The following is a 20,529-nucleotide window of genomic DNA, read 5'->3' on the forward strand; positions in this document are numbered from 1 at the left end:
CGCGCTCTCTCTCGATCGTGGACCGCGACTACTCGAGCGGGCGCGGCGCGAACCGGAACGCGGCGGTCGGCACCGGCACGCCGTACGTGCGCAGCTGCTGCGCGCGCGTCACGACCGCCGCGCCCTCGAGCAGGTTGCGCGCGATCTGCACCGCGGTGCGCGCCTCGGGCTTCTCGAGGAACGAGCCCTTCGCCCAGTCGTTGAACGCGCCCATCGCGGGGCCGCACCAGATCTGGTAGTCGAGGCGGCGCGACGGCTCGCCGGTGATCGCCCACCGGCTCGAGAGCCCGAGGTACCAGCGGAAGCACAGCGCCATCTTGTGCTTCGGATTCGCCGCGGCCTTCTCGAGCTCGCGCGGATCGCGCTCGCGCCAGAACGACTGCGTCGCGGCCCACACCTCGTCGACGCTCGTGCCGAGCACTTCCTTCTCGAGCTTCGCGCGCGCGGCCGGCGCGAGCGACTCGAGCGAGTCGTTCGAGTGATAGACCTCGTACAGGCGCAGGCCGCGCGTGCCGAACATCGTGCCGCGACGCAGCACCTGCACCTTCACGCCCATCTCGAACATGTCGGCGGCGGGCGCCATGATCACGTCCGCGAGCCCCGCCTGCGCGAGCATCACGCGGCCCGCCTCGCTGAGCCCGCTCTCGATCGCCGCCTGGTTCACCGAGCCGGTGAGCACGTACGACGCGCCCAGCGCGAACGCCGACGCGACGCTCGACGGCGTACCGAGACCGCCCGCCGCGCCGACGCGGATCGGACGCGTGTAGCCCTGCTCGCGCGCGATCTCGTCGCGCAGCGCCATGATGATCGGGAACACCGCGCCAAGCGGGCGATTGTCGGTGTGACCACCGCTGTCCGACTCGACCGTGACGTCCTCGGCGATCGGCACGCGCCGCGCGAGGCGCGCTTCGTCGCTCGTGATGAGGCCCCTCGAGAGCAGCGCGTCGAGGATCGCCTGCGGCGCGGGCATGAGGAACGGACGCGCGACCTCGGGGCGCGAGATCTTCGCGAACACGTGGTGGCGCCGCTCGATCGTACCGTCGGGGCGCTCGCGCAGGCCGACGACCGCGTAGCGCACGATCGCAGGCGTGAGCGCCATGAACGCCGACGCCTCGACGCGGCGCACGCCGCGCTGGATCAAGAGGTCGGCGACCGCTGCCTCGAGCTCCGGCTCCTGCGGCGAGTGGATCAGGTTCACGCCCCACGCGAGCTCCGGCGAGCCGCCGAGCTCGCGCACCAGCTCGTCGACGGCCGCTTCGACGCGCGGCTTCTCGAGCCCCGCCGCGCCGAAGAACCCGAGCATCCGCGCGCGCGCCATCGCGATGACGAGGCGCGTCGTCGCGATCCCGTTCGCCATCGCGCCGGTGCAGTACGGAAAACGGACTCCGTGCACCTCTTGGAACGAACGATCCCCGAGCCACTCGGGATAGAGCGCGGGGAGCGTGGCCATCCACAGCTCGCTCGGCGCGCCATTCACCGTCTTGCCCGCGCGCGGCTCGCCCGCGAACGCGACGCCGAGCTTGCCGCTCTTCGCGTCGCGCACGACGTGCACCGGCTCGCGCACGCGATGGCACGCGGCCTCGATGTCGCTCGCTGAGTACGCGGGCGCGCTCGCGCCCTGAGAGGACCAGAGGCCGATCGGCTGGAGGTCGGTCGCCATATGGGGCGGCGAGGGTGTCACGCGTTCGCGCGAGCGCCAAGCGCGGGAGTCCACATGTGGGCGGCACGCGCGCGTGCCCGCGCGCCGCACGACCGTCCGCGCCGCACGCACGAGCGAATTGCTCGGGAATCGCGGCGATCCGAGTGGCACGCGCGCTGCGATGGAGAGCGCGCATGACAAGCGTGGGGGGACGGCGCGCGCTCGTGGCCGACACGAGAGGCGCCGTGATGGCCGAGTACATCGTCATCACCGCGACGGTGGGGCTCGTGGTGGCCGCTGCGGCGGCCGCGATCGGCGTGCCGCTCGTCCAGTCCTTCCAGTTCGCACAGACGTTCCTCGTCCTTCCGTTCCCGTGAGCGCGGGAGTCGTCGGCAGGGCGGAGAGCACGTGAATCGAACCATCGAGAACCAAGGAGAGAACAGTGGAACAGTCGACCCACCTCGAGACGACGCGCGCGCGCAAGCGCTCGCTGCTGCGCAACACCGTCGGCGCGAGCTTCACCGAGTACATCCTGATGATCGGCCTGATCGTCATCGCCGGCATCGTGGCGTGGTCGACGTTCGGCGAGGCCATCGACAGCGCGATCGAAGGCCAGGGCAACACGATGACCGACGTGGCCAACGGCGGCCGTCGCGAGTGAGCCGGAGGCTGCGATGGAGACCGTCGAGCTCGGGTATGCCGTGCTGATCGTCGTGGTCGCGCTCGCCGCGATCAGCGACGCACGCACGGGGCACATTCCGAACTGGATCACGCTCCCGGCGCTCGCCCTGGGCGTGGTGCTGCACCTCGTCACCGAGGGCGTGCCCGGGCTCGTCGTCTCCGTCGCGGCCGTGTGCGCCTGCGCGATCGTGCCGTACCTGCTGTTCCGGCGCGACGCGATGGGCGGCGGTGACGTGAAGCTGCTCGCGGCGATCGGCGCTCTCGCGGGCGTGCGCGCCGGCATCGAGATCCAACTGGCCACCTTCGTCGTCGCCGCGATCTGGGTGATGACGAAGATGGCATTCCACGGGCGACTGACTGCCACGCTGGGCCGCACTGCGAGAGTGGCAGTCGCGAACGTGCGCCGCGCGCCGCTGCCCGAGACGCGCGAGCTCGATCCCGAGATGACGGATGCAGTCCGGCTCGGCATGCCCGCGCTCGCCGCGACGATCTTCTGCGTGCTCTCGAGGACGCTCGCGTTCTCGCCCTTCTTCGGAGGATGAGCGATGCGCCTCGCCCGGGACACGCGCGGTGTCGCGTACACCGAGTTCCTCATCGCGTTCATGCCGTTCTTCGCGCTGGTGCTCGGGCTCACGCAGCTCGCGCTGCTCGGCCAGGCGCACCTCGCGGTGCGGCACGCGGCGAACGCGGCGGTGCGCTCGGCGGTGGTCGTCGTCGACGACGATCCGGCGCGATACGGGGAGCAGCCGCGGCGCGAGCTCGACCCGCGCGCGCGCGGCGGCGGTGGCTCCAACGGTCTGCTGCGGATGATCGGCGCCACCGGGATCTCGCGCCGCGGCGACGCGCGCACCCGCGACATCCGGCTCGCGGCGTACGTCCCGCTGCTCGCGATCTCGCCGGCGCGGAGCCAGATCTTCTCGAGCAGTCAGCGCCAGTCGATCCAGCGTGCCGTGGGGACCGGGGATCTCTCTCGCGCCGGCTTCGGGATGCTCTACGTGCTCGGCGCGAGCGGCGTGATCGTCGGCGAGCGCGGCCGCACGACGCGCTACGCACAAGGCGACGACGTGACGGTGCGCGTGACCCACGCGTATCCGTGCCTCGTCCCGCTCGCGTCGCGGCTCCTGTGCGACAACTGGCTGGAGCTCCAGAGCGGCATTCCGATCACGACGTCGCGCGATCTGCTCGATCGACTGCGCGGCGGCGTCGCGGGGCCCGACGACATCCGCGAGATCATGGCGGCGCAGCGCCGCGTGCGCGCCCAGCGCGATCGACTGCGCGACTCGCGCGACCCGCTGCGCGACCTCGACGAGGCCGAGCTCGCAGGGCTCCTCTGGACGACGGTCGCGACGGGCACGCGGTTCCGACTGCTCACCGCCGAAGCGACTCTGCCGCTCCACTCGGCGCCGTATCCGTACCAGAGCGAGGTGCGCTGATGGCTCGATCGATTCGACACGACGAGCGAGGCGCGATGATCGTGATCGGCCTCTTCTTCGCCGTGATGCTGTCGGGGTTCCTCTATTACCTCATCGGCATCGGCGAGACGATCGTCTATCGCGAGACGATGCAGGACGCGGCCGACGCAGGCGCGTTCTCCGCCGCGGTGGTGCACGCGCGAGGGATGAACGTCCTCGTGCTGATCAACCTGATCATGGCCGCGCTCCTCGCGGTGCTGATCGCGCTGAAGCTGATCGAGACGCTGATCATCGGCGCGATCGCGGTGTGCGCGGCGCTCGCGTTCGTGACGTTCGGCGCGACGCTCGCCGCGATCCCGCCGCTCAACGTCGCGCGCACCGCGGTGAGCAACGTGCACCGGGCGACGCAGCGAGTCGTGTTCCCGCTCTTGCGCATCGGAAACCGGACTGCTCGCATCGTGCGCGTCGCGATCCCGCCGGCTGCGACGGTGCGGGCCTACGACGTCGCGATGGACGACGTGTACGCGCCGTCTCCGACGTTCGCGTTCACCTGGCCGATCGGAATCGGGCGCTCGCTGCCCACGGAGGACGGTGACTTCCGCGTGCTCTGCCGCAAGGGCGGTGAGGCCGTCGGTGAGGTCGTCGCGCTCCCGTTCCGCCGCATCCACAGCCGCATCGCGAGCTGGGTGAGCCGCGCGACGGGAGGGCTGGCCGCGACGTTCTCCGAGTGGTTCTGCAGCGGCTCGGGCGGACCGCCCAACTACTCGTATCCCATCGAGTTCGCGATCCCCGAGGTCGACACGCCCGCCGCGCGCGAGTGTCGCGAGTGTCAGGGCGACGGCTGCGACGCGATCTGCCAGCGCTCCGAGCAGGAGCAGCAGTCGTCGCAGCCGGCGGAGGATGCCAATCCGTACGACTGCCCCACTCGCGGCGACGGCACCGAAGAGCCCATGTGCACGCAGCGCGCGGAGCAGGCGCGGCTGCAGTGTCGGCCGGGATCGGGAGCGCGGAAATTCAACTACGTCTACCAAGACGCGCAGATGACGCGCTGGTACTGGCGCGAGCAGATCCCCGGCAGCGACCCGCCGCAGTACCGCGATCGCCACACCGGTGACTCGCTCGCCGACGCCGAGGACGAGCGGATGCAGGACCGCCTCGACGGAGCCACGCGGCGGATGACGGAGGGCAATCCGTGCTTCGGCGCGGTCGGATTCCCGGGCGCCGACGGCTGGTCGTGGACGTGGAGCACCGAGGATCACACCGATCTGTGCGGTCGCAATCCGCCGACGATGCACCCCGACTACATGCTCCCGGGCGCGGTATTGCCGATCGGGCGCGATCGCGCGGTGTCCTATCGATATCGAATCATCCGTCGTCTCTTCGCGTGCCACGAGCAGCGCGATCAGACGCTGCAGGTCGAAGGTGGCAGTGGCGTTCCCTCGAACACGAGCGACATGCGCCCTCAACGCATGCGCGCACGGGAGCGCGACGGCACGCCGATCGAGCTCGGCGAGGACTCGTTCCAGGTGCGCATGATCGTGACGGGCCGCGAGCCCGGCGCGCACATGGAGCGGGGTGTCGAGCTCGCCAATTGGGGCCGCGACGTCGCGTCGCAGGGCGGCACGCTCGCGCTGCTGCGCAACTTCGGCGAGTACTCCGTCGCGCAGGCCGAGTTCTTCTATCCGTCCACCGACCTGCGCGATCGCGAAGAGTGGATGTGGAACATGCGCTGGCGCGCGCGCATGCGGCGGTTCGTCCCGCCGTTCGGCGACGACGGCGGCTCGTCGTGCCGCGAGATGGGCGGGAGTGGGAGCGGCGGCAGCTGCGCCCAGACGTCGGGATTCGTCGGGATGATGCAGGACGCGATCGTGCACTGAGGAGACGAGCGATGACGACGCACGAGAGCCGAACGACTCGCTCGCTGCTCCGCGACACCCGCGGTGCAGCGTATGTGGAGGTCGTGCTGATGATGCCGGTGTTCATCTCGCTGTTCGCGGGAATCGGCTTCTTCCACCAGTTCTACACGGCGCGCATGGACGCGGCGGCAGAGGCACGCCGATGCGCGTGGGCGTACGCGAACGGCGGCTGTGACGACGTTCCCGCCGGATGCGAGGGAGTCGTCGGAGGCTCGAGCGGAGGTGCGGAGTCGCGCACCTCGCGCCCCGAGGTGAACAGCGGAATCGCGGATGCGCGCGCCGGTGTCGAGCAGATGGATCGCGACATGCCGCTGTCGGCGAGCCGTCGCATCTACGAGGCCATCCTCGGGAGCTCGACGACGGCGCGAGGATCGGAGTCGGTGCCGATGCCCGACTGGGTCGGTGGCGGCAGCCGCGACGCGCGCTGCGGCTACACGGTCGTGTGCAACGAGCGCGAGCAGACGCTGGGCGGGCTCATCCGCGAGGCGTTCTGCAACAAGGCCAACGACATCGGCGTGGGAGGCGCGCTCGGATGTTGAACGTCGGAAGCAGGCGCGCTGGACGAGCGCGCGCGAAGTGGCGGGAGCGCGCTGCGGGCTTCGGTCGCGCGGCGGGGTTCCTCTCCCTCGTGTGGATCGCGGCGACGCTCTTCGCGGTGCGCGCAGCGCGCGCCGATCTCGACGAGGTGATGCTCGGCTTCGGCGCCGAGACGATGCACCTCGCGGAGGCGCGACAGCAGAGCGCGCCCACCGCGCTCTCGATCAACGGCGCGGAGCTCTTCGTCTCGTCGGGCATGGACGATCGCGCGCTCGATGCGGTGCTCGACGTCTTCGAAGCGCGGTGTCGCGCGTCGGACGGACACCTCCACGCGCAGCTCGAGCGCGCGGGGGAGACCGAGCTCGCAGCGGGCGGGTGGCTCGACGGAACGCTGCGCGAGGACGACGAGGACCGTGGGTACGTCGCGTGTCTCGACCTCGGGCCCGACGACGTCGAGCCCTCGGCGCTGCTCGAGCGCGTCCAGCGCTTCGTCGACACCGGCGATCTCGCGGCGATCGGTGAGCTCCGGTACGTGTTCGCCGAGCGCGCCGCGCACGGGACGCACTTCGTCGCGTACTGGACCGAAGGCAGCTTCCCGATCTCGGCGATGTTCCCGAGCGAGGGAGATGCGCCCGGACGCGACGTCGACGGCGTGGCGCGCCCGCCGGGATCGCGGCGCGTGCTCTCGGCGCGCGCAGGCGACGAGCCCTATTCTCTGACCGTCTTCACCGGCGCGAGCGTGGGAGTCGACGGGCTCGAGCGCTTCTATCGCGACGCGCTGTCGAGCGAGGGATTCCGACTGCTCGAGCCCGAGGCGCTCGAGGGTCGAGCGTACGAGTCGGACGGCGCGCTCGGATTCGTCGCGGAGCGCGACGGACGGATGGTGACCGTCGTGATGGTGGACGACCCCGACGCGGGGCCGACCGTCGAAGTGCTCGAAGCGTCCGTGGACGCGTTTCGAACGCAGGAGTGAGCGATGAAGATCGGAGCATTCGTGGCATCGATGATCGTGGCGCTCCTCGGTGTGGGCGCGATGTTCGTGTCGATGCAGCAGTACCAGGCGCGCACCAGCGGCGGCGCGCCGGTGCAGGTCGTGATCGTGACGCGCGATCTCGCGCCGGGGACCGTGCTCACCGAGGACGCGCTCGGCGTGCGGTCGATGCCGGAGTCGTACGTCGAGCGGCGGCACGTGAGGCCCGCCGACGTGCACATCATCCTCGGCCTGCGGGTCCGCTCGCGCGTCGAGACGAACGAGTCGCTGGTGTGGAGCGACGTCGAGACGGGCGAGGAGGGCGCGCGCGAGCTCTCGCGACTCGTGCGCAGCGGCGTGCGCGCGGTGACGCTGAACGTCGACGGGCCGTCGGGGTTCGACGGGCTCCTGCGAGCGGGTGATCGCGTCGACGTGTTCCACCACACGACCCGCGACGGAGAGGGACCGGTCACGACTCCGCTGCTGCAGAACGTCCTCGTGATGGCGGTTCGCGGGAACGTCGGGCGCGGCAGCGAGCACGAGTGCGGCGGTGGGAGCAGCCAGCACGTGACGCTCGCGGCGACGGCCGAGCAGAGCCAGGTGCTGCTGCACGCCGACGCGTCGGGCTCGATCGGCCTCGCGCTGCGCAACCCGACCGACATCGCGATCGCGGACTCGCTCGACACGACGACCGACGGCGATCTCCGCGATGCCGAGCGCCTGAGGCGCCTGCAGTCGCCCGTCGGCGCGGACCCGCTCGCGGCCGTCACCGCCCCCGGCGACGTGCGCGCGGACTGACGCGCTTCGGAATCGACGACTGGCACGCTCGAGAGGAGGAGTCGAATCGTGGACTCGGTGCTCAGCATGGGATGGACGGCGATCGCGGCGCTCGCGCTCACCGGCTTCGGGCTGCTCGGCGCGGCCTGGAGCCAGCTCGGGCGCGACGACAGCCGCACGAAGCGCGCGTGGGAGCGCTACGTCGTGCTGCTCGATCGCGACGTCTCGTTCCTTCGCCTCGAGATCGCCGCGCTGCGATTCGCGCAGATCCAGCTCGCGATCTCGGTCGCGCTGTTCTTCCTCGCGCTGGTGCTGCGCAATCCGATGCCGGTATTCCTCGCGCCGCTCGTGTTCGGCGCGCCGCTCGCGTTCCTGCGTCGCGCGCGCGACAAGCGCGTCGCGTCGATGGAGGACCAGCTCGACGGCTGGATGATGGGCCTCGCGAACACGCTGCGCGCGACCCCCGCGCTCGGCGAGGCGATCGACTACTCGTCGAAGATCGTCGGCGCACCGCTCGCGGACGAGTTCGACTTCCTGCTCAAGGAGCGCTCTCTCGGCGTGCCGCTGGACGACGCGCTCCGCAACACCGGCGCGCGCATCGGGAGCCGCGCGATCGGCGCGGTGCTGTCGACGCTCGTCGTCGGTCGTACGACCGGCGGAAGCCTGCCCGAGATCCTCGAGACGTCCGCGGCGCAGCTGCGCGAGATGGCGCGCCTCGACGGAGTCATCCGCACCAAGACCGCCGAAGGTCGCTCCCAAGCGTGGGTGCTCGCGCTGATGCCGTTCGGATTGCTCGCTGCGATCCAGGCGGTCGATCACGACTTCTTCGAGCCGCTGCTGCTCTCGGTCACGGGATGGATCGTGATCGCGATCTCGACCGCGCTGTGGGCGATCGCGGTGTTCAGCGCGAAGAAGATCCTCGAGATCGACGTGTGAGGAGGAGGCCAGTCGACCATGTCGGAGATTGCTGCAGCTCCCTGGCTTCCCTGGGCCGCGCTCGCGATGCTCGGCGTCGGGCTCTTCGGCGCGACGCTGGTCGTCTCGCTCGTCCCCGCGGTCGCGAGCCCGTCGCTCGGTCCCCGCGGCGCTCAGCGCCAGCGTGCGAAGAGCGAAGGCCCGTTCGGCGCGCTCGAGCCGATGGTGCGAGTGGTCGCAGGATGGTTCGCGCTGCTGCCGCCCGCCGATTGGCGTGCTCGCGTGGAGGCCGATCTCCTGCGCTCCGGGTATTGGCTCGGACTGACTGCCGACGAGGTCGCGGCGATGTCGGTGCTCTACGCGGTCGGGCTCGGAGTGGCGGGCACGTGGCTCACCGCGCGGTTCGGGTGGTCGCCGCTCGTTCCGGTGCTCTTCGTCGCGATCGGCGCGGCACATCCGTTCTCGCAGCTGCGCGACGCGACGGCGCGACGACAGAAGGAGATCGAGCGCCGATTGCCGGAGGCCGTCGACCTCTTGAGCCTGTGCATGGGCGCCGGCCTCGACTTCCCCTCTTCGCTGCGCCGACTGCTCCTCGACGGACTGCCCAAGGGCACGCCGACGGCCGACGAGCTCGGCCGCATCCTCGACGAGCTGGAGCTCGGCCACACCCGCGCCAAGGCGCTGATCGGCTTCGCGGATCGCGTCCCCACGCGCCCGGTGCGCGACTTCGTCGGCGCGATCGTGCAGGCCGAGGAGAAGGGCACGCCGCTCGCGGAGATCCTCAAGATCCAGGCGCGCGTCCTGCGCATGCGCCGCAGCGTGCTCGCCGAGGAAGCGGCCGCGCGCGCGGCGATGCAGCTGATGATCCCGCTCGTCCTGATCTTCGTCGCGATCATGCTGCTCGTGCTCGGGCCGGTCGCGATCACCGTCATGGAGATCGGCAATGTCTAAGCTCCGGATCACGCTCCCCGACGGCTCGGAGCTCGAGGCCGCGCTCGTCGCTCGGACCACGGTCGGCACCAGCGCGAGCGCGGGAGTCCGACTGCCCGCCGATCTCGACATCGAGGGAGAGCATTTGTTGCTCGTCCCGCGACAAGATGGCTGTTGGATCTCCGTCGCTCGAAATGCGCGGACTCCGGTGCTGCGCGACGGAATCGTGCTCCAGGACGCACTCCTGCCCTGGGGCGCACGTCTCGTGATGGGCGGCGCGACGCTCGAGATCGGTGTCGCGGCCGGCGCGGGAGAGGGCAGTCGAGTCCGGACTCTGCTGCTCGCGATGGTGGTCGGGATCGCGGCGCTGCTGGCGGTCGCGGTGGTGCGCAATCGGAGCGCACGTGCGGAGTCGCTGCGCGACGGATCGCTCGAGCCCTCCGGGCTCTTCGACGCAGCCGGAGATTGCGCGGATGCGGCCGACGCGCGCGACGAAGGGGCGGAGTCGCTGCGGGTCGCGCGCGCGCGCGGAGAGCGGTTCCGCTACGACTACCAGGACGGAATCGCCGCGGTATCGGCGTACTCGCGCGCCGAGCAGTGCTTCCTCGCGGCGGGCGCGGTGCCCGCGGCGGAGCGCGCACAGCGCGAGGGGCACGCGATGCGCGAGGAGATCGAGGGCACGTATCGCCGCCTGCGCCTCTCGCTCCAGCAGTCGCTCGACCGTGGCGACGACGCGACCGCGCTCGCGACGCTGCGCGAGCTGCGCGAGCTGACGCACCACCGGCGCGACGACTACACGGCGCATCTCGCCGAGCTCGAGCGCGAGCTCCAGCTCGATCTCGGTCTGCTGCTCGACGACGACGACGCGCGATGAAGCCCATGCACAGCGAGGAGATCCGATGATGTCCACTGCTCAGAGCGCACCGCAGAGCGCCGCACCGCGCGTCGAAGCGCCGCAGGGTCGCGTCACCGTGCTGCGCGGTTGGTCGACCACGTACGTCTGGGAGATCCCGCCCGGCGCCGCGCGCACCGAGGTCGGCATCGGCAGCGGGCCGGTGGGGTGGCGGATCGACGCGAACGGCGTCGCGCCGCGCCACCTCGACCTCGTGTGGGACGGCGAGGCGATGTGGGTCGTGCCGTACGCGCCCGTGCTGGTCGACAGCACGCCGATTGCGAGCGCGGTTCGGCTCGAGGGCCGTCACGTGATCGAGCTCGGGTGGGCCGCGCTGGAGATCACGACCACCGCGCGCTCCGCGCGTCGCTTCGATCCCAAGCGCACGATGCTCGGCGGGCCCGCGATGGAGATGCCTTCGCTCGACGATGGTCGCCCGACGATCCCGGTCGACGCGCTCGGAAGCGACGCCGCGGGCCGCGTGTCGATGGCACCGCCCGCGCTCCCGGTGCCCCCCTCGCTGCCCGCGCTCCCCGCGGTCGCGAGCGGGCACGCCCCGTTGGTCGCGCAGGCGCCCGCGATGGGCCACGCGATGATCTCGCCGGTCCAAGGCTTCGGCGACGTGACCGTGGTGAGCAAAGCGGTGTCGCAGGCGACCGTCATGTCCCTCGAAGTACCGTCGGGCCCGCTGCCGGCAGCGATGCGCCCGCACCTCGGACAGGTGGAGATCGCTGCGCAACCGGCGAGCGAGCCTGCGCCGGTCGTCGCGGCGGTGAGCGGGTCGTCGAGCGACGAAGCGGGGTTCTCGGAGCCTCCGAAGCGCCGCGGGATCCCGCCGCGCACGCTCGCGCTCGCGGCCGCGTTCGTGGCGCTCTCGGCCGTCGCGATCGGCGTCAACCACACGCGACAGGCGCGCGCCCGCGCGATGGCGCGCGAGCAGGCGGAGCTCACGGTCGCCGACACCGATCTCGACGCCACGAGCGCGGCGGGGACGGACTCCGCTGCTCCCGCGACGGACTCCGCTGCTCCCGCGACGGACTCCGCTGCTGCCGCGACGGACTCCGCTGCTGCCGCGACGGACTCCGCTGCTCCCGCGACGGACTCCGCTGCTCCCGCGACTGCCGTCGTCGACGCGGAGGGCCGTACTGCGCTCTCTCGCGCGATCGATCTCGTCGCCGCGGGTCGATGGGCGGACGCAGCGCGCGAGTACGAGGTGCTCGCGACCGAGCATCCCGACGACGGCGAGTACCGCGTCATCGCGCGGATGCTCCGGCGTCGTCTCGAGGCGGCGTGCGCCGCGAGCGGAGGAGGTGCGTCGTGCGCGCAGCCCTGATGATCGTCCTGGTCGCGCTGGGTCTCTGCAGCGCGTGTGGTGCGCCGGCTCCGTCGCGGGTGCGCGTCGCGCTCCCGGTGGTGTTCGCCGCCGAGCGTGATCCCGGCGAGCCCCTCGCCGGCGTGCGCGTGCACGTCGCCGGTGAAGATCGCGGCGTGACCGGCGAGGACGGAACCCTGCGCGTGATAATCGACGAGGCCGAGGGCGCTCGGCTCGCCATCGCCGCGGAATGTCCGGCGGGACATCGCAGCGCGGAGGTCGCCGACGAGATCGTCGTGCGCGCGGTCGAGTCACTGCGCCGCGAGGAGCCGCGGCTCCACTATCCGATCCGCTGCGCGCCCACCGAGCGCCGCGTCGCGCTGCTCGTGCGCACGGGTGGCGAGGCCGATCTCCCGGTGCGCGTCGCGGGCCGCGAGGTCGCGAGGACCGACGCCGCAGGCGCCGCGCAGGTGGTGCTCGCGATGGCGCCCGGCAGCGCGTTCCGCGTCACGCTCGGCACCGAGGGCGACGAGCGACTGCGCCCCGTCGATCCGGTGCGCGCGTTCACCGTCGGCGACCGCGACGAGATCGTCGTGCTCGATCAGCACTTCGAGCACGTGCGCGGCCGATCGGGGCGTCGTCCGACGCCGGAGCCGGAGCCCGAGGTCGAGGTCGCGCCGGAGCCCCCGTCCGAGCCCACGCGCCCGCCCGAGCGTCTCAACTGACGCGCGTCAGCGCGCCGTGTCGAGGTGATCGCGGAAGTCGGTGCGATCGAGCAGCGAGCTGAGCGCGGGCATCAGACCGTCGAAGTGCTCGCGCCGCGCGACGAGCCAGAAGCTCACCACCATCGGCGCGCTGCGCCCGCCGTCGCGCCAGCGCGTGCGCGGGCGGACGAACACGACCTGCGCGCGATCGGTCGACGTCGCGATCACGTCGCCGGTCGGGCCGAGCGCGGCGCCCTCGAACACCGCCTGGTACGCATCGGCACCTCCGACGCGCACCGGCCCTTCGTGCACGATGCGGACGACCTCGACCGAGCCGCTCTGCTGGGTGCCGCCCGCGACGCGGTCGAGGATGTCGTGCACCAGCACGTCGACGCTGCGCTCTCCGAGCGACTCGGCGATCGGCGACGTGCGCACGAGGAGGCTCGCGCCGTTCTGTCGGTGCTCGAAGCGCAGATCGAAGCGCTCGCCGGTCGTGTGGAGATCGCCACGCCCGTCACCGTCGTGATCGAGCCAGATGCGCGTCTGATCTTCGCGCGTCCATCGGCCCTGTGTGGGCACGCCATTCTCGAATTCGAGATTCAGCGGACGCCACTCGCTACCGAGCAGCGCGCGAGACGCGCGCGCGTCGGGCAGATAGCGAATCCGATAGTGCTGTCGCACCGTGTAGAACGCCTGATCGTCGAAATACCCGACGCGGCTGGCCTCGGCACAACCGGCGACGAGCACGAGCGCGAGAATCAGAGCGCGATTCACAGGAACACCCCGCCGATCGTGAGCGCGATGCGCGGGACCCAGGACGTCCCCGCGTAGTTCTCCGTCACGGCGACGTCGTTGACGATCTCGACGTGCGCGTGACTGCGATCCTGGACCGCGAGCGCGAGCCCCAGCTCGAGCCGGCGATCGTCGAGCGCACGGAACACCACGCCGAGCTCGGGACCGCCATAGCTGCGCACCACGTCGAAGACGGGTAGCACCTCGAATCCATACTCACCGCCGGCTCGCAGCGACAGCCACGACGTCACGTCGACTCCCACGAGACCGCGCAGTGCGACGTAGCCGAACCCCGTCGCGTGCAGCACGTGCGTCCTGTCGTATGCATATTCGTTGGAAGACGATTGATGGCTCTGTAGTCCGAGCACCATCGCAGCACGGACGTGCAGGATCGTCTCCGGGACACGCAGGTCCGCACCGATCGCGAGGTCACCGCCGAAGCGGCCCTGCATGCCGTAGTACGGATCGCCGAACGACAGCGCGAACGCGACGCGACCCTCCACGACGAAATGCAGCATCCCCTCGGGCCGCATCACGAGCTGTGTGCGCGGATCGACTCCGTTCCACGCCACATCCCGCGCGTGCCCGTCGCCGTACTCCCCGACCGCACCGGGCGTGGTCGCGGTCTGCAGTCGATCGAGATCGGCGCCGCTCAGCGCGTCCGCGGTCGACGGCTCGGCGTGCTCGATCGCCGGCGGCGGCTCGGTCACGGGCTCGCTCGGCGCGGGCTCTGCCGGGGGCGGCGTCGCGGGCTCCGTCGTCACCGGCGGCGCCGCGGGCGTCGGCGCGCTCGGTGCGTCCGCGAACTGCACGCGATCGAGCTCGCTCGCCTCGATCGTCCTCCGCGATCCGTCGGGCAACAGGATCACCACGCGCACGCCGGGCTCGAACACCTCGACGGTGCCGCGCAGTCGCCCGCCGTTGCGCAGGAACACCGTGTCCGCGCCCTGCGCGCTCGCGCTCGACGCGACGAGCATCACGAGCGCGATCACGATCGCGGCGAGCCGTCGCTCAACGACAATATCCGACGCCACTGACCGTCCTCCCGCTGCAAGTGCCCGTCGTGCAATCGAGGCTGTCGCCACACAGCTGCCGGCACGTCCCGCCGATGCACGCGGCGCCCCGCACGCACGAGTCCGCCCACGCGCACGACTGCCCGACCGCGGCCGCGCCCGGCGGCAGACACGTCGCGATCTCATCCTCGCTCTCCGGATCTCCGAGCAGCACGCACGCGCGCCCGCCCGGGCAGTCCTGCGTGAGGAGGTCGCAGTCGTTCACCGGCACGCAGAGCCCCAGGCACGTCTCGCCGGTGCGCGCTTGCATCAGGCAACGTCCCGCCGCGCCGCACTCACCGACGCTCCCGATCCGACACTGCCTCACGCACTCGAACGCGTCGCTGAAGAGCCCCCGGCACTCGAGCCGCTCCGCGCACTGGTTGTCGACGGTGCAGCTCTCGCCCTCGCCGCGCAGCGTGAACGCCGACGAGACGCAGCGCGTGCCCATCGTCGCGTCGGAGATGCACGTGCGGTTCGCGCCGCAGGGGTCCCGCTCGAACGGATCACACCCGCCGACCACGCGACAGACCGGCGCCGAGCCCGCGTCGCGCCCTGCGTCGACCGCTGCATCGACGCCCGCATCACGCCCCGCGTCCGGCGGCCTCGGCACGAACGCGTCGACCGGCGTCCAAGTCCCGCTGTCGACCGGTGGTGGCGGTGGGAGATCGAGATCGACGTGATCGGGATTGCACCCGGTCGTGATCGCGACGACCACCACGCACACCGCCAAACCCGCTCGCGTCGCACCGATGCTGCTGGTCACGCGGCCGCGAGGATAGGCGGCTCGTCCGACACCGTCGAGAACGTTCAGCGGCAGAACTGCACGCCCGCGGCGGTCCTTCCGCCGCATGACGATCCGACCGGACAGTCGTCGCTCGTCGTGCACAACGGCTGACATCGCGTGGTCGAGCCCACTCCGTCGGTGCGCGAGACGCAGAGAAGCCCGGGCTCGCACCGCGTCGGATCGCGCAGGCACGAGCGCGTCTCCTGCTCCGTGCCCGCGCGATGGCAGAACACGTGATCGCGCGCCGCGTCCTGGTCGCGCATCCAGTAGCAGCCCCGGCCCGCGCCGCAGGTCTGGCCGACGAGGTCGCACTCGGCGAGCGCGATGCACCAACCCGTGCAGCTCGCGATGCGTCCGAGCTCCGCGCATCCCTGGCCCGTCCCGCAGTCCGAGTCCTGGTCGCACAGTCGTCGGCACTGTCCGCCGCCGACCACGTACGAGCGCGTGCAGAGCAATCCGGGCCCGCAGTCCTCCGCAGACTCGCAGTCCTCGCCCTCGCGCCGCGTGCCCGAGCGACCGCACGACCACTCGGCCGTGAGATCGTCGAACCCGCAGCGGCAGCTCGCGTCGTAGAGCGGATGGCAGCCGCCGATGGTCCCGCACGTCCGGCCGCCATCGCCTGCGCCCGCGTCGTCGGCATCGCGACCGGCATCGGCGCGCGCGTCGCGACGCCCGGCGTCGCGCGTCGGCTCGGGCACGTTCCCCCCGGCGTCGATCGGCGCGAGATCGAGATCGATGTGATCGGGATTGCACCCCGCGATCACGAGCAACACGACGAGCCCGATTGGCCACGAGCGCGCGAGTCGCGCGCTCGTTCTCTCCGCCACGCTCACGTCCGGCGCGCCTTGTCGAGCAGGTGCTCCCACTCCGTCAGCTTCACGCGCGGCGCGCCTTCCTTCGCCGTCTCGTGCTCGTGCTTCTCGATCTTCTCCCAGTCGGCGAACGTCACCACGTGCACGCCGCGCTCCTTCAGGAGCCCGTCGATCCGCTCTCTCCCACCGGTCTTCGCGGTCCCCTCGGGGAGCGTCTTCAGCAGTCGATCGACGACCTCGAGGCTGTCGCCGCGGTTCGTCGCGATCACGCCGCTCGGACCACGCTTCGCCCAGCCGACTGCCCACACGTTGCCGTCCACGTGCCCGTCGGTGTTCGGATAACACGTCGAGCACTCCGGCATCGGCAGCCCCTCGATCGGCCGGCAGTAGTACCCGATCGCTTTGACGATCACGCCCACCGGCAGATCGAACGTCTCGCCGGTCGTGACCGCGCGCCCGTTCTCGACCTTCGTCTTCATCAGGCGCAGGCCCGTGACCTTGTCGCCGTCGCCGAGCACCTCGTGCGGCGCCGCGTAGAACATGATGTGCAAGCGCACCGGCTTGCTCTGCGGATCGTTCTGCGAGTAGCCGCGCAGGATCTCGAGGATCTTGTCCTTGAGCTTCTGGTCTTTCGGATCCTTCGCGGAGATGCTCGCGGGCAGCTGCGATCCGTCGACGACCGCGACCGTGTTCGCGAGGTCGCCGAGCTCGCGCAGCTCGACCGGCGTGAAGCTCGCCTCGCCGGGGCCACGACGGCCGATCATGTAGATGTCGGTGAGCGGCGCGCGCGCGATGCGCTCGCTCGCGTACGCCGGCAGATCCGTCTTCACCATCTCGGGCGGCGTGCGGCCGAGCACGCGCGCGACGTCGACCGCGACGTTGCCGTTCCCGATGATCGCGATGTGCGACGCGTCGAGATCGGGATCGAACCCGCTCCAGTCGGGGTGCCCGTTGTACCAGCTCGTGAACGGGTGCGATCCGATCACGCCGCGCTGGTGCTCGCCGGGCACGCCGAGCTCCCGATCGATCGGCGCCCCGATCGCGAGCACCACCGCGTCGTACGCGTCGCGCAGCTCCTGCAGCGACACGTCGCGCCCCATCTCGACGTTGCCGAGGAAGCGCACCTGCGGCCGCTGCGCCGTGCGCTGGAACACGCGCCACACGTTCTTCGTGCCCTGGTGGTCGGGCGCGACGCCGCTCCGCACGAGGCCGTACGGCGTGGGCAGTCGATCGAAGATGTCGACCTGCGCGTCCGGACGCGCCTTCACGACGCCCTCGGCCGCGTAGAAACCGGCCGGTCCGCTTCCGATGATCGCGATCGTGTGAGCCATGGGACGGGCGAGCCTACTTCATGGTCGTGGCCCGCGCTCGGTACCGGCCGCGGGCGCCTCGTGCCACACCTGCGCGGGGCACCATGAGCTTCAAGCTTCTCTTCCCGACCTACCTCGCGCGCTACCGCTGGGTCGAGCGCACGCTCGCGAGCCGCACCGGCGGCACATCGGTGCGCCGGCTCCTGCACCTCGGCACGGGGGAGGGCGACTACGATCCGATGCTCGCGCGCTTCGCCGAGGAAGTGCACGCGATCGACATCAATCCCGACGACGTCGCGTTCGCGCGCAGCCGCAACGCGATGGTCGAGGGCCTGCGCTACTCCGTGCAGGACGGTCACGCGCTCGAGTTCGACGACGCGACGTTCGACGCCGTCGTCTCGGTCGACGTGCTCGAGCACGTCGCCGATCCGCCGCGCATGCTGCGAGAGCTCGCGCGCGTGCTGCGCCCCGGCGGGTTCGCGGTGATCACGGTGCCGAACGTCGACTTCCCGTGGACGTACGATCCGCTGCACCGCGCGCTCTCGCCCGACAAGCGCCTCGCCGGCGTCGGCGCGTACGCGTACGGGCACGACAAGCTGATCGGTGAGCGCCAGATGCGCGCTTGGCTCGCGAGCGCGGGGCTCGAGGTCGAGCCAGCCGCTCGCATCACCTTCGCCTTGGCCGCGAGCCTCGAGTGCTATTGGCCAGGGATCCTCCAGCGGGTGCTCAAGGCCAACGCGACGAACGACGGCCGCGCACCGGCGCGCCGCGTCGCGATCAAGCCGCGCTCGCATCGCGTCCCCGCGCTCGCGCGCGTCACCGAGGCGCTCAACGAGCTCGACGCGCGCATCGCGGGCCCGCACGCGCCTTCGGTCGGCATCGCATTCGTCGCGCGCCGCTGAAGCGCGATGTCAAAGATGTTTGACGTGATGTCAAAGCGCCGTTACATCCAGCGGTGTCAAATATTCTTGACACGCAGGAGGTGCGAGGATGACGGACGAGGCCACATCGCTGCGGACGCGCGCTCGGATCGCGGGGTTGCTCTACCTCGTCCCCACGTTCTGCGGCCCGTTCAGCATGATGTTCGTCCCCTCCGCGATCGTCGTGCCCGGCGACGCCGAGGCGACGACCGCGCAGCTGATCGCGTCGGAGGCGCTGCTGCGCGCCGGGCTGCTCGGTCACGTCGCGATCGTGCTCTCCGAGATCGCGCTCACCGCCGTGCTCTTCACGCTGTTCCGGCGCGTGAGCCTCGACATCGCGGTGACCGCCACGTTCGCGCGCCTCGCGATGACGGTCGTGCAGGCGGTCAACCTGCTCCCGCTGCTCGCGGCGCTGCAGCGACCGGGCGACGCGCTCGCGCTCTTCGAGCTCCACGCGTCGGGCGTGCACGTCTGGGAGCCGCTCTTCGGGCTCCACTGCCTCGCGCTCGGCGTGCTCGTGATGCGTGCGGGATGGGCGCCGAAGGTGCTCGGCGCGCTCTTGGTGATCGCGTCGTTCGGCTACTCGCTGAACGGGATCGGTCATCTCGTCGCGCCGAGCGGCGCGCCGGTGTACGCGGTGATCGTCGGCGTCGCGGCGCTGATCGGCGAAGTGCCGTTCGTGCTCTGGCTCGTCTTCGCGCGACCTAGGGCGCAGTGAACAGCATCGCGCGCGTGATGGCGATCGAGAGGAGCATCGTCAGCGCGTAGAGCACGGCACGGCTCGAGCGTCTCCAGCGCGCGATCTCGATCCCCGCGGGCACGAGCACGAACGGCATCATGAGGATCCACGTGCGCGCGGTCTCGGTCGGCATGATCCCGATCGCGGCGACGATCAGGGGCTGCGCGAAGCACGTCATCGCGAGCACGAACGTCCGGCGTCGATCCCGCCACGCATCGCACGCGCCGACGATCGCGGGCACGACCGGCAGCCACGCCATCCCGAGCGCGTAGTCGGTGAGGTCGTAGACGATCGTGCGCTCCCACGGTCGGTCCAGGCCGGTCGCGAGGTGATCCTGGATGCCGATCGCGGTGCGGAACGTCGCGATCGCGTCGAACCCCGTCAGCGCGCGCAGCCCGGCGTAGAAGAGCACGATCGTCGCGACGACGATCGCGGCGAGCAGCGCGGGACGCGCGAGCGCACGCAGGTAGGGCAGCGCGACGCGGCGATCGCGACGGCGCCAGCTCTCGACGAGCGCGTGCAGCAAGAGGAACGCGCCGAGGATCAGGAAGTTGTAGGCGACGAACCACGCGATCGCGACGAGCAGCCCGAACGCGATCGCCCATCGCGCGTGACCGGTGACGAGCGCGCGGTGCCACGTGATCACCTGCGCGCACGTCATCACCGCGTACACCGCGTCGAACGAAGGCCAGAACGCGCCGAGCGCGGGCACGAGCGAGAAGAGGCTCGCCGCCGCGAACGCCGCCGCGGGTCGCTGTCGCAGCGTGCGCGCGAGCGCGTAGATCATCGGCACCGCGCACGACGCGAGCAGCGCGAGCGCGAGCGCGACGAAGCGCGCGGTCTGCGCCGAGGGCGACGACGCGCGGAACAGCCACGTGTAGAGCAGCAGGATCGCCGGTGGCTTCGTCGGCGCGTGGCAGCGCAGGCGCGGCATCAGCTCGGGGAAGCGCGCGAGCCACTCGGGCTCCTGCGCCACGACCTGCGCCTCGTCGTAGTAGCTGTGCGCGCCGAGGCTGTCGACGATCTGTCCGCCGCGCTCGAGCCACGTCGCGTCCGGCGTCACGACCTCCTGCGCCGCGAACATGAGCAGCGTCGCGCACGCCATCAGCGCGCCGAGCGCGAGCGCGCGGTGCTTGCGCGCGAGCTGCTGCGCGACGACGAAGCACACGATCGGCGGCGCGTACAGCGCGAGCGCCTCGCGCGCGTCGAACGGCGTCTCGGGCAGCCACGGCCACTGCCAGTAGCTCGGCCCGTTCAGCCCCTGCGCGTGCCCCGACAGCAACACGAAGAAGAACGCGCCCGCGACGACGACCGCGCCGAGCGAGATCGCCTCCGAGCTCCGCAGCGGGCGACGTACACGCAACGCGCGAGTCATTGCAGAAACGAGGCGTCCGCGCGACCTCGACGCGAGGATCCAATCGGGGCGGCGATC

Annotated in this window: 22 protein-coding genes; 15 read left to right on the forward strand and 7 right to left on the reverse strand. The window is 71.2% G+C overall.

The genetic code is table 11. The annotated features are described in order from the left end of the window. Positions 1–28: 28 nt before the first annotated feature. On the reverse strand, positions 29–1,660 hold the full coding sequence (locus DB32_RS11550) for a PfaD family polyunsaturated fatty acid/polyketide biosynthesis protein (protein WP_053232479.1): 1,632 nt from the start codon (positions 1,658–1,660) through the stop codon (positions 29–31). 227 nt (positions 1,661–1,887) lie between these two features. On the opposite strand from DB32_RS11550, the gene DB32_RS49935 reads away from it, so the two are divergent. From DB32_RS49935 to DB32_RS11615, 13 genes are all read left to right on the forward strand, one after another. After that, a complete protein-coding gene (locus DB32_RS49935; RefSeq protein ID WP_268921242.1) occupies positions 1,888–2,016 on the forward strand; it encodes a hypothetical protein in 129 nt (42 codons plus the stop codon). A 65-nt stretch (positions 2,017–2,081) separates the two neighbouring features. Further along, the gene (locus tag DB32_RS11560; protein WP_053232481.1) at positions 2,082–2,300 is read left to right on the forward strand and encodes a Flp family type IVb pilin; all 219 of its coding nucleotides are present in this window, start codon (positions 2,082–2,084) and stop codon (positions 2,298–2,300) included. A gap of 13 nt (positions 2,301–2,313) precedes the next feature. Next, positions 2,314–2,862 (forward strand): A24 family peptidase, encoded by a 549-nt coding sequence (locus DB32_RS11565; protein WP_053232482.1) that lies wholly within the window; start codon positions 2,314–2,316, stop codon positions 2,860–2,862. Between the two features lie 3 nt (positions 2,863–2,865). Beyond that, positions 2,866–3,753, forward strand: coding sequence for a hypothetical protein (locus DB32_RS46615; protein WP_053232483.1), 888 nt, complete (start codon positions 2,866–2,868; stop codon positions 3,751–3,753). After that, positions 3,753–5,609: a hypothetical protein gene (locus DB32_RS11575; protein WP_157068960.1), complete on the forward strand. Its 1,857-nt coding sequence runs from the start codon at positions 3,753–3,755 to the stop codon at positions 5,607–5,609. The genes DB32_RS46615 and DB32_RS11575 overlap by 1 nt, the downstream gene beginning before the upstream one ends. Before the next feature lie 11 nt (positions 5,610–5,620). Next, positions 5,621–6,187, forward strand: a complete 567-nt coding sequence (locus DB32_RS11580) for a TadE/TadG family type IV pilus assembly protein (protein ID WP_053232485.1) — start codon at positions 5,621–5,623, stop codon at positions 6,185–6,187. After that, positions 6,181–7,158, forward strand: a complete 978-nt coding sequence (locus DB32_RS11585) for a hypothetical protein (protein ID WP_157068961.1) — start codon at positions 6,181–6,183, stop codon at positions 7,156–7,158. The genes DB32_RS11580 and DB32_RS11585 overlap by 7 nt, the downstream gene beginning before the upstream one ends. A 3-nt stretch (positions 7,159–7,161) precedes the next feature. Continuing rightward, complete coding sequence (gene cpaB, locus DB32_RS11590) at positions 7,162–7,953, forward strand: Flp pilus assembly protein CpaB (RefSeq protein WP_053232487.1); 792 nt, start codon at positions 7,162–7,164, stop codon at positions 7,951–7,953. A 48-nt stretch (positions 7,954–8,001) separates the two neighbouring features. Then, entirely contained in the window at positions 8,002–8,868 is an 867-nt protein-coding gene (locus DB32_RS11595; protein ID WP_053232488.1) for a type II secretion system F family protein, read from the forward strand. Positions 8,869–8,886: 18 nt separating this feature from the next. Beyond that, positions 8,887–9,798, forward strand: a complete 912-nt coding sequence (locus DB32_RS11600) for a type II secretion system F family protein (protein ID WP_083457320.1) — start codon at positions 8,887–8,889, stop codon at positions 9,796–9,798. Then, positions 9,791–10,651, forward strand: coding sequence for a hypothetical protein (locus DB32_RS11605; RefSeq protein ID WP_157068962.1), 861 nt, complete (start codon positions 9,791–9,793; stop codon positions 10,649–10,651). The genes DB32_RS11600 and DB32_RS11605 overlap by 8 nt, the downstream gene beginning before the upstream one ends. A 25-nt stretch (positions 10,652–10,676) precedes the next feature. Further along, positions 10,677–12,002, forward strand: coding sequence for an FHA domain-containing protein (locus DB32_RS11610; RefSeq protein WP_053232491.1), 1,326 nt, complete (start codon positions 10,677–10,679; stop codon positions 12,000–12,002). Beyond that, positions 11,987–12,706, forward strand: coding sequence for a hypothetical protein (locus DB32_RS11615; protein ID WP_157068963.1), 720 nt, complete (start codon positions 11,987–11,989; stop codon positions 12,704–12,706). Before DB32_RS11610 ends, DB32_RS11615 begins: the two co-directional genes overlap by 16 nt. A 6-nt stretch (positions 12,707–12,712) precedes the next feature. On the opposite strand, the gene DB32_RS11620 is transcribed toward DB32_RS11615, so the two are convergent. From DB32_RS11620 to DB32_RS11640, 5 genes are read right to left on the reverse strand one after another with little or no spacing between them, the layout of a single operon-like run. Further along, positions 12,713–13,459, reverse strand: a complete 747-nt coding sequence (locus DB32_RS11620; RefSeq protein ID WP_053232493.1) for a hypothetical protein — start codon at positions 13,457–13,459, stop codon at positions 12,713–12,715. Then, complete coding sequence (locus tag DB32_RS11625) at positions 13,456–14,562, reverse strand: hypothetical protein (protein ID WP_157068964.1); 1,107 nt, start codon at positions 14,560–14,562, stop codon at positions 13,456–13,458. The genes DB32_RS11620 and DB32_RS11625 overlap by 4 nt, the downstream gene beginning before the upstream one ends. Further along, complete coding sequence (locus DB32_RS11630) at positions 14,489–15,295, reverse strand: hypothetical protein (protein WP_157068965.1); 807 nt, start codon at positions 15,293–15,295, stop codon at positions 14,489–14,491. Before DB32_RS11630 ends, DB32_RS11625 begins: the two co-directional genes overlap by 74 nt. A gap of 44 nt (positions 15,296–15,339) precedes the next feature. Next, the gene (locus DB32_RS11635; RefSeq protein ID WP_157068966.1) at positions 15,340–16,089 is read right to left on the reverse strand and encodes a hypothetical protein; all 750 of its coding nucleotides are present in this window, start codon (positions 16,087–16,089) and stop codon (positions 15,340–15,342) included. A gap of 56 nt (positions 16,090–16,145) precedes the next feature. Next, a complete protein-coding gene (locus DB32_RS11640) occupies positions 16,146–17,459 on the reverse strand; it encodes an FAD-dependent oxidoreductase (protein WP_053232497.1) in 1,314 nt (437 codons plus the stop codon). A gap of 83 nt (positions 17,460–17,542) precedes the next feature. Between DB32_RS11640 and DB32_RS11645 the strand changes: the two genes are divergently transcribed. Both DB32_RS11645 and DB32_RS11650 read left to right on the forward strand, forming a co-directional pair. After that, the gene (locus DB32_RS11645; protein WP_053232498.1) at positions 17,543–18,340 is read left to right on the forward strand and encodes a class I SAM-dependent methyltransferase; all 798 of its coding nucleotides are present in this window, start codon (positions 17,543–17,545) and stop codon (positions 18,338–18,340) included. Positions 18,341–18,428: 88 nt separating this feature from the next. Continuing rightward, positions 18,429–19,076, forward strand: a complete 648-nt coding sequence (locus tag DB32_RS11650; protein ID WP_053232499.1) for a DUF4386 domain-containing protein — start codon at positions 18,429–18,431, stop codon at positions 19,074–19,076. Here the strand turns inward: DB32_RS11650 and DB32_RS11655 are convergent. Continuing rightward, positions 19,063–20,460 (reverse strand): hypothetical protein, encoded by a 1,398-nt coding sequence (locus DB32_RS11655; RefSeq protein ID WP_157068967.1) that lies wholly within the window; start codon positions 20,458–20,460, stop codon positions 19,063–19,065. The two genes, DB32_RS11650 and DB32_RS11655, sit on opposite strands and share 14 nt — an antisense overlap. Positions 20,461–20,529: the final 69 nt, after the last annotated feature.

Source organism: Sandaracinus amylolyticus (assembly GCF_000737325.1).
In the GTDB taxonomy this organism is placed as follows: Bacteria; Myxococcota_A; Polyangia; order Polyangiales; family Sandaracinaceae; genus Sandaracinus; species Sandaracinus amylolyticus.

Bases quoted from the DNA above. Each gene is read 5' to 3' on its own strand.
- DB32_RS11605 (WP_157068962.1), top strand. From the start codon at position 9,791: ATGTCTAAGCTCCGGATCACGCTCCCCGACGGCTCGGAGCTCGAGGCC.
- DB32_RS11565 (WP_053232482.1), top strand. From the start codon at position 2,314: ATGGAGACCGTCGAGCTCGGGTATGCCGTGCTGATCGTCGTGGTCGCG.
- DB32_RS11575 (WP_157068960.1), top strand. From the start codon at position 3,753: ATGGCTCGATCGATTCGACACGACGAGCGAGGCGCGATGATCGTGATC.
- DB32_RS49935 (WP_268921242.1), top strand. From the start codon at position 1,888: ATGGCCGAGTACATCGTCATCACCGCGACGGTGGGGCTCGTGGTGGCC.
- DB32_RS11640 (WP_053232497.1), bottom strand. From the start codon at position 17,459: ATGGCTCACACGATCGCGATCATCGGAAGCGGACCGGCCGGTTTCTAC.
- DB32_RS11610 (WP_053232491.1), top strand. From the start codon at position 10,677: ATGATGTCCACTGCTCAGAGCGCACCGCAGAGCGCCGCACCGCGCGTC.
- DB32_RS11645 (WP_053232498.1), top strand. From the start codon at position 17,543: ATGAGCTTCAAGCTTCTCTTCCCGACCTACCTCGCGCGCTACCGCTGG.
- DB32_RS46615 (WP_053232483.1), top strand. From the start codon at position 2,866: ATGCGCCTCGCCCGGGACACGCGCGGTGTCGCGTACACCGAGTTCCTC.
- DB32_RS11550 (WP_053232479.1), bottom strand. From the start codon at position 1,660: ATGGCGACCGACCTCCAGCCGATCGGCCTCTGGTCCTCTCAGGGCGCG.
- DB32_RS11585 (WP_157068961.1), top strand. From the start codon at position 6,181: ATGTTGAACGTCGGAAGCAGGCGCGCTGGACGAGCGCGCGCGAAGTGG.
- DB32_RS11650 (WP_053232499.1), top strand. From the start codon at position 18,429: ATGACGGACGAGGCCACATCGCTGCGGACGCGCGCTCGGATCGCGGGG.
- cpaB (WP_053232487.1), top strand. From the start codon at position 7,162: ATGAAGATCGGAGCATTCGTGGCATCGATGATCGTGGCGCTCCTCGGT.
- DB32_RS11600 (WP_083457320.1), top strand. From the start codon at position 8,887: ATGTCGGAGATTGCTGCAGCTCCCTGGCTTCCCTGGGCCGCGCTCGCG.
- DB32_RS11580 (WP_053232485.1), top strand. From the start codon at position 5,621: ATGACGACGCACGAGAGCCGAACGACTCGCTCGCTGCTCCGCGACACC.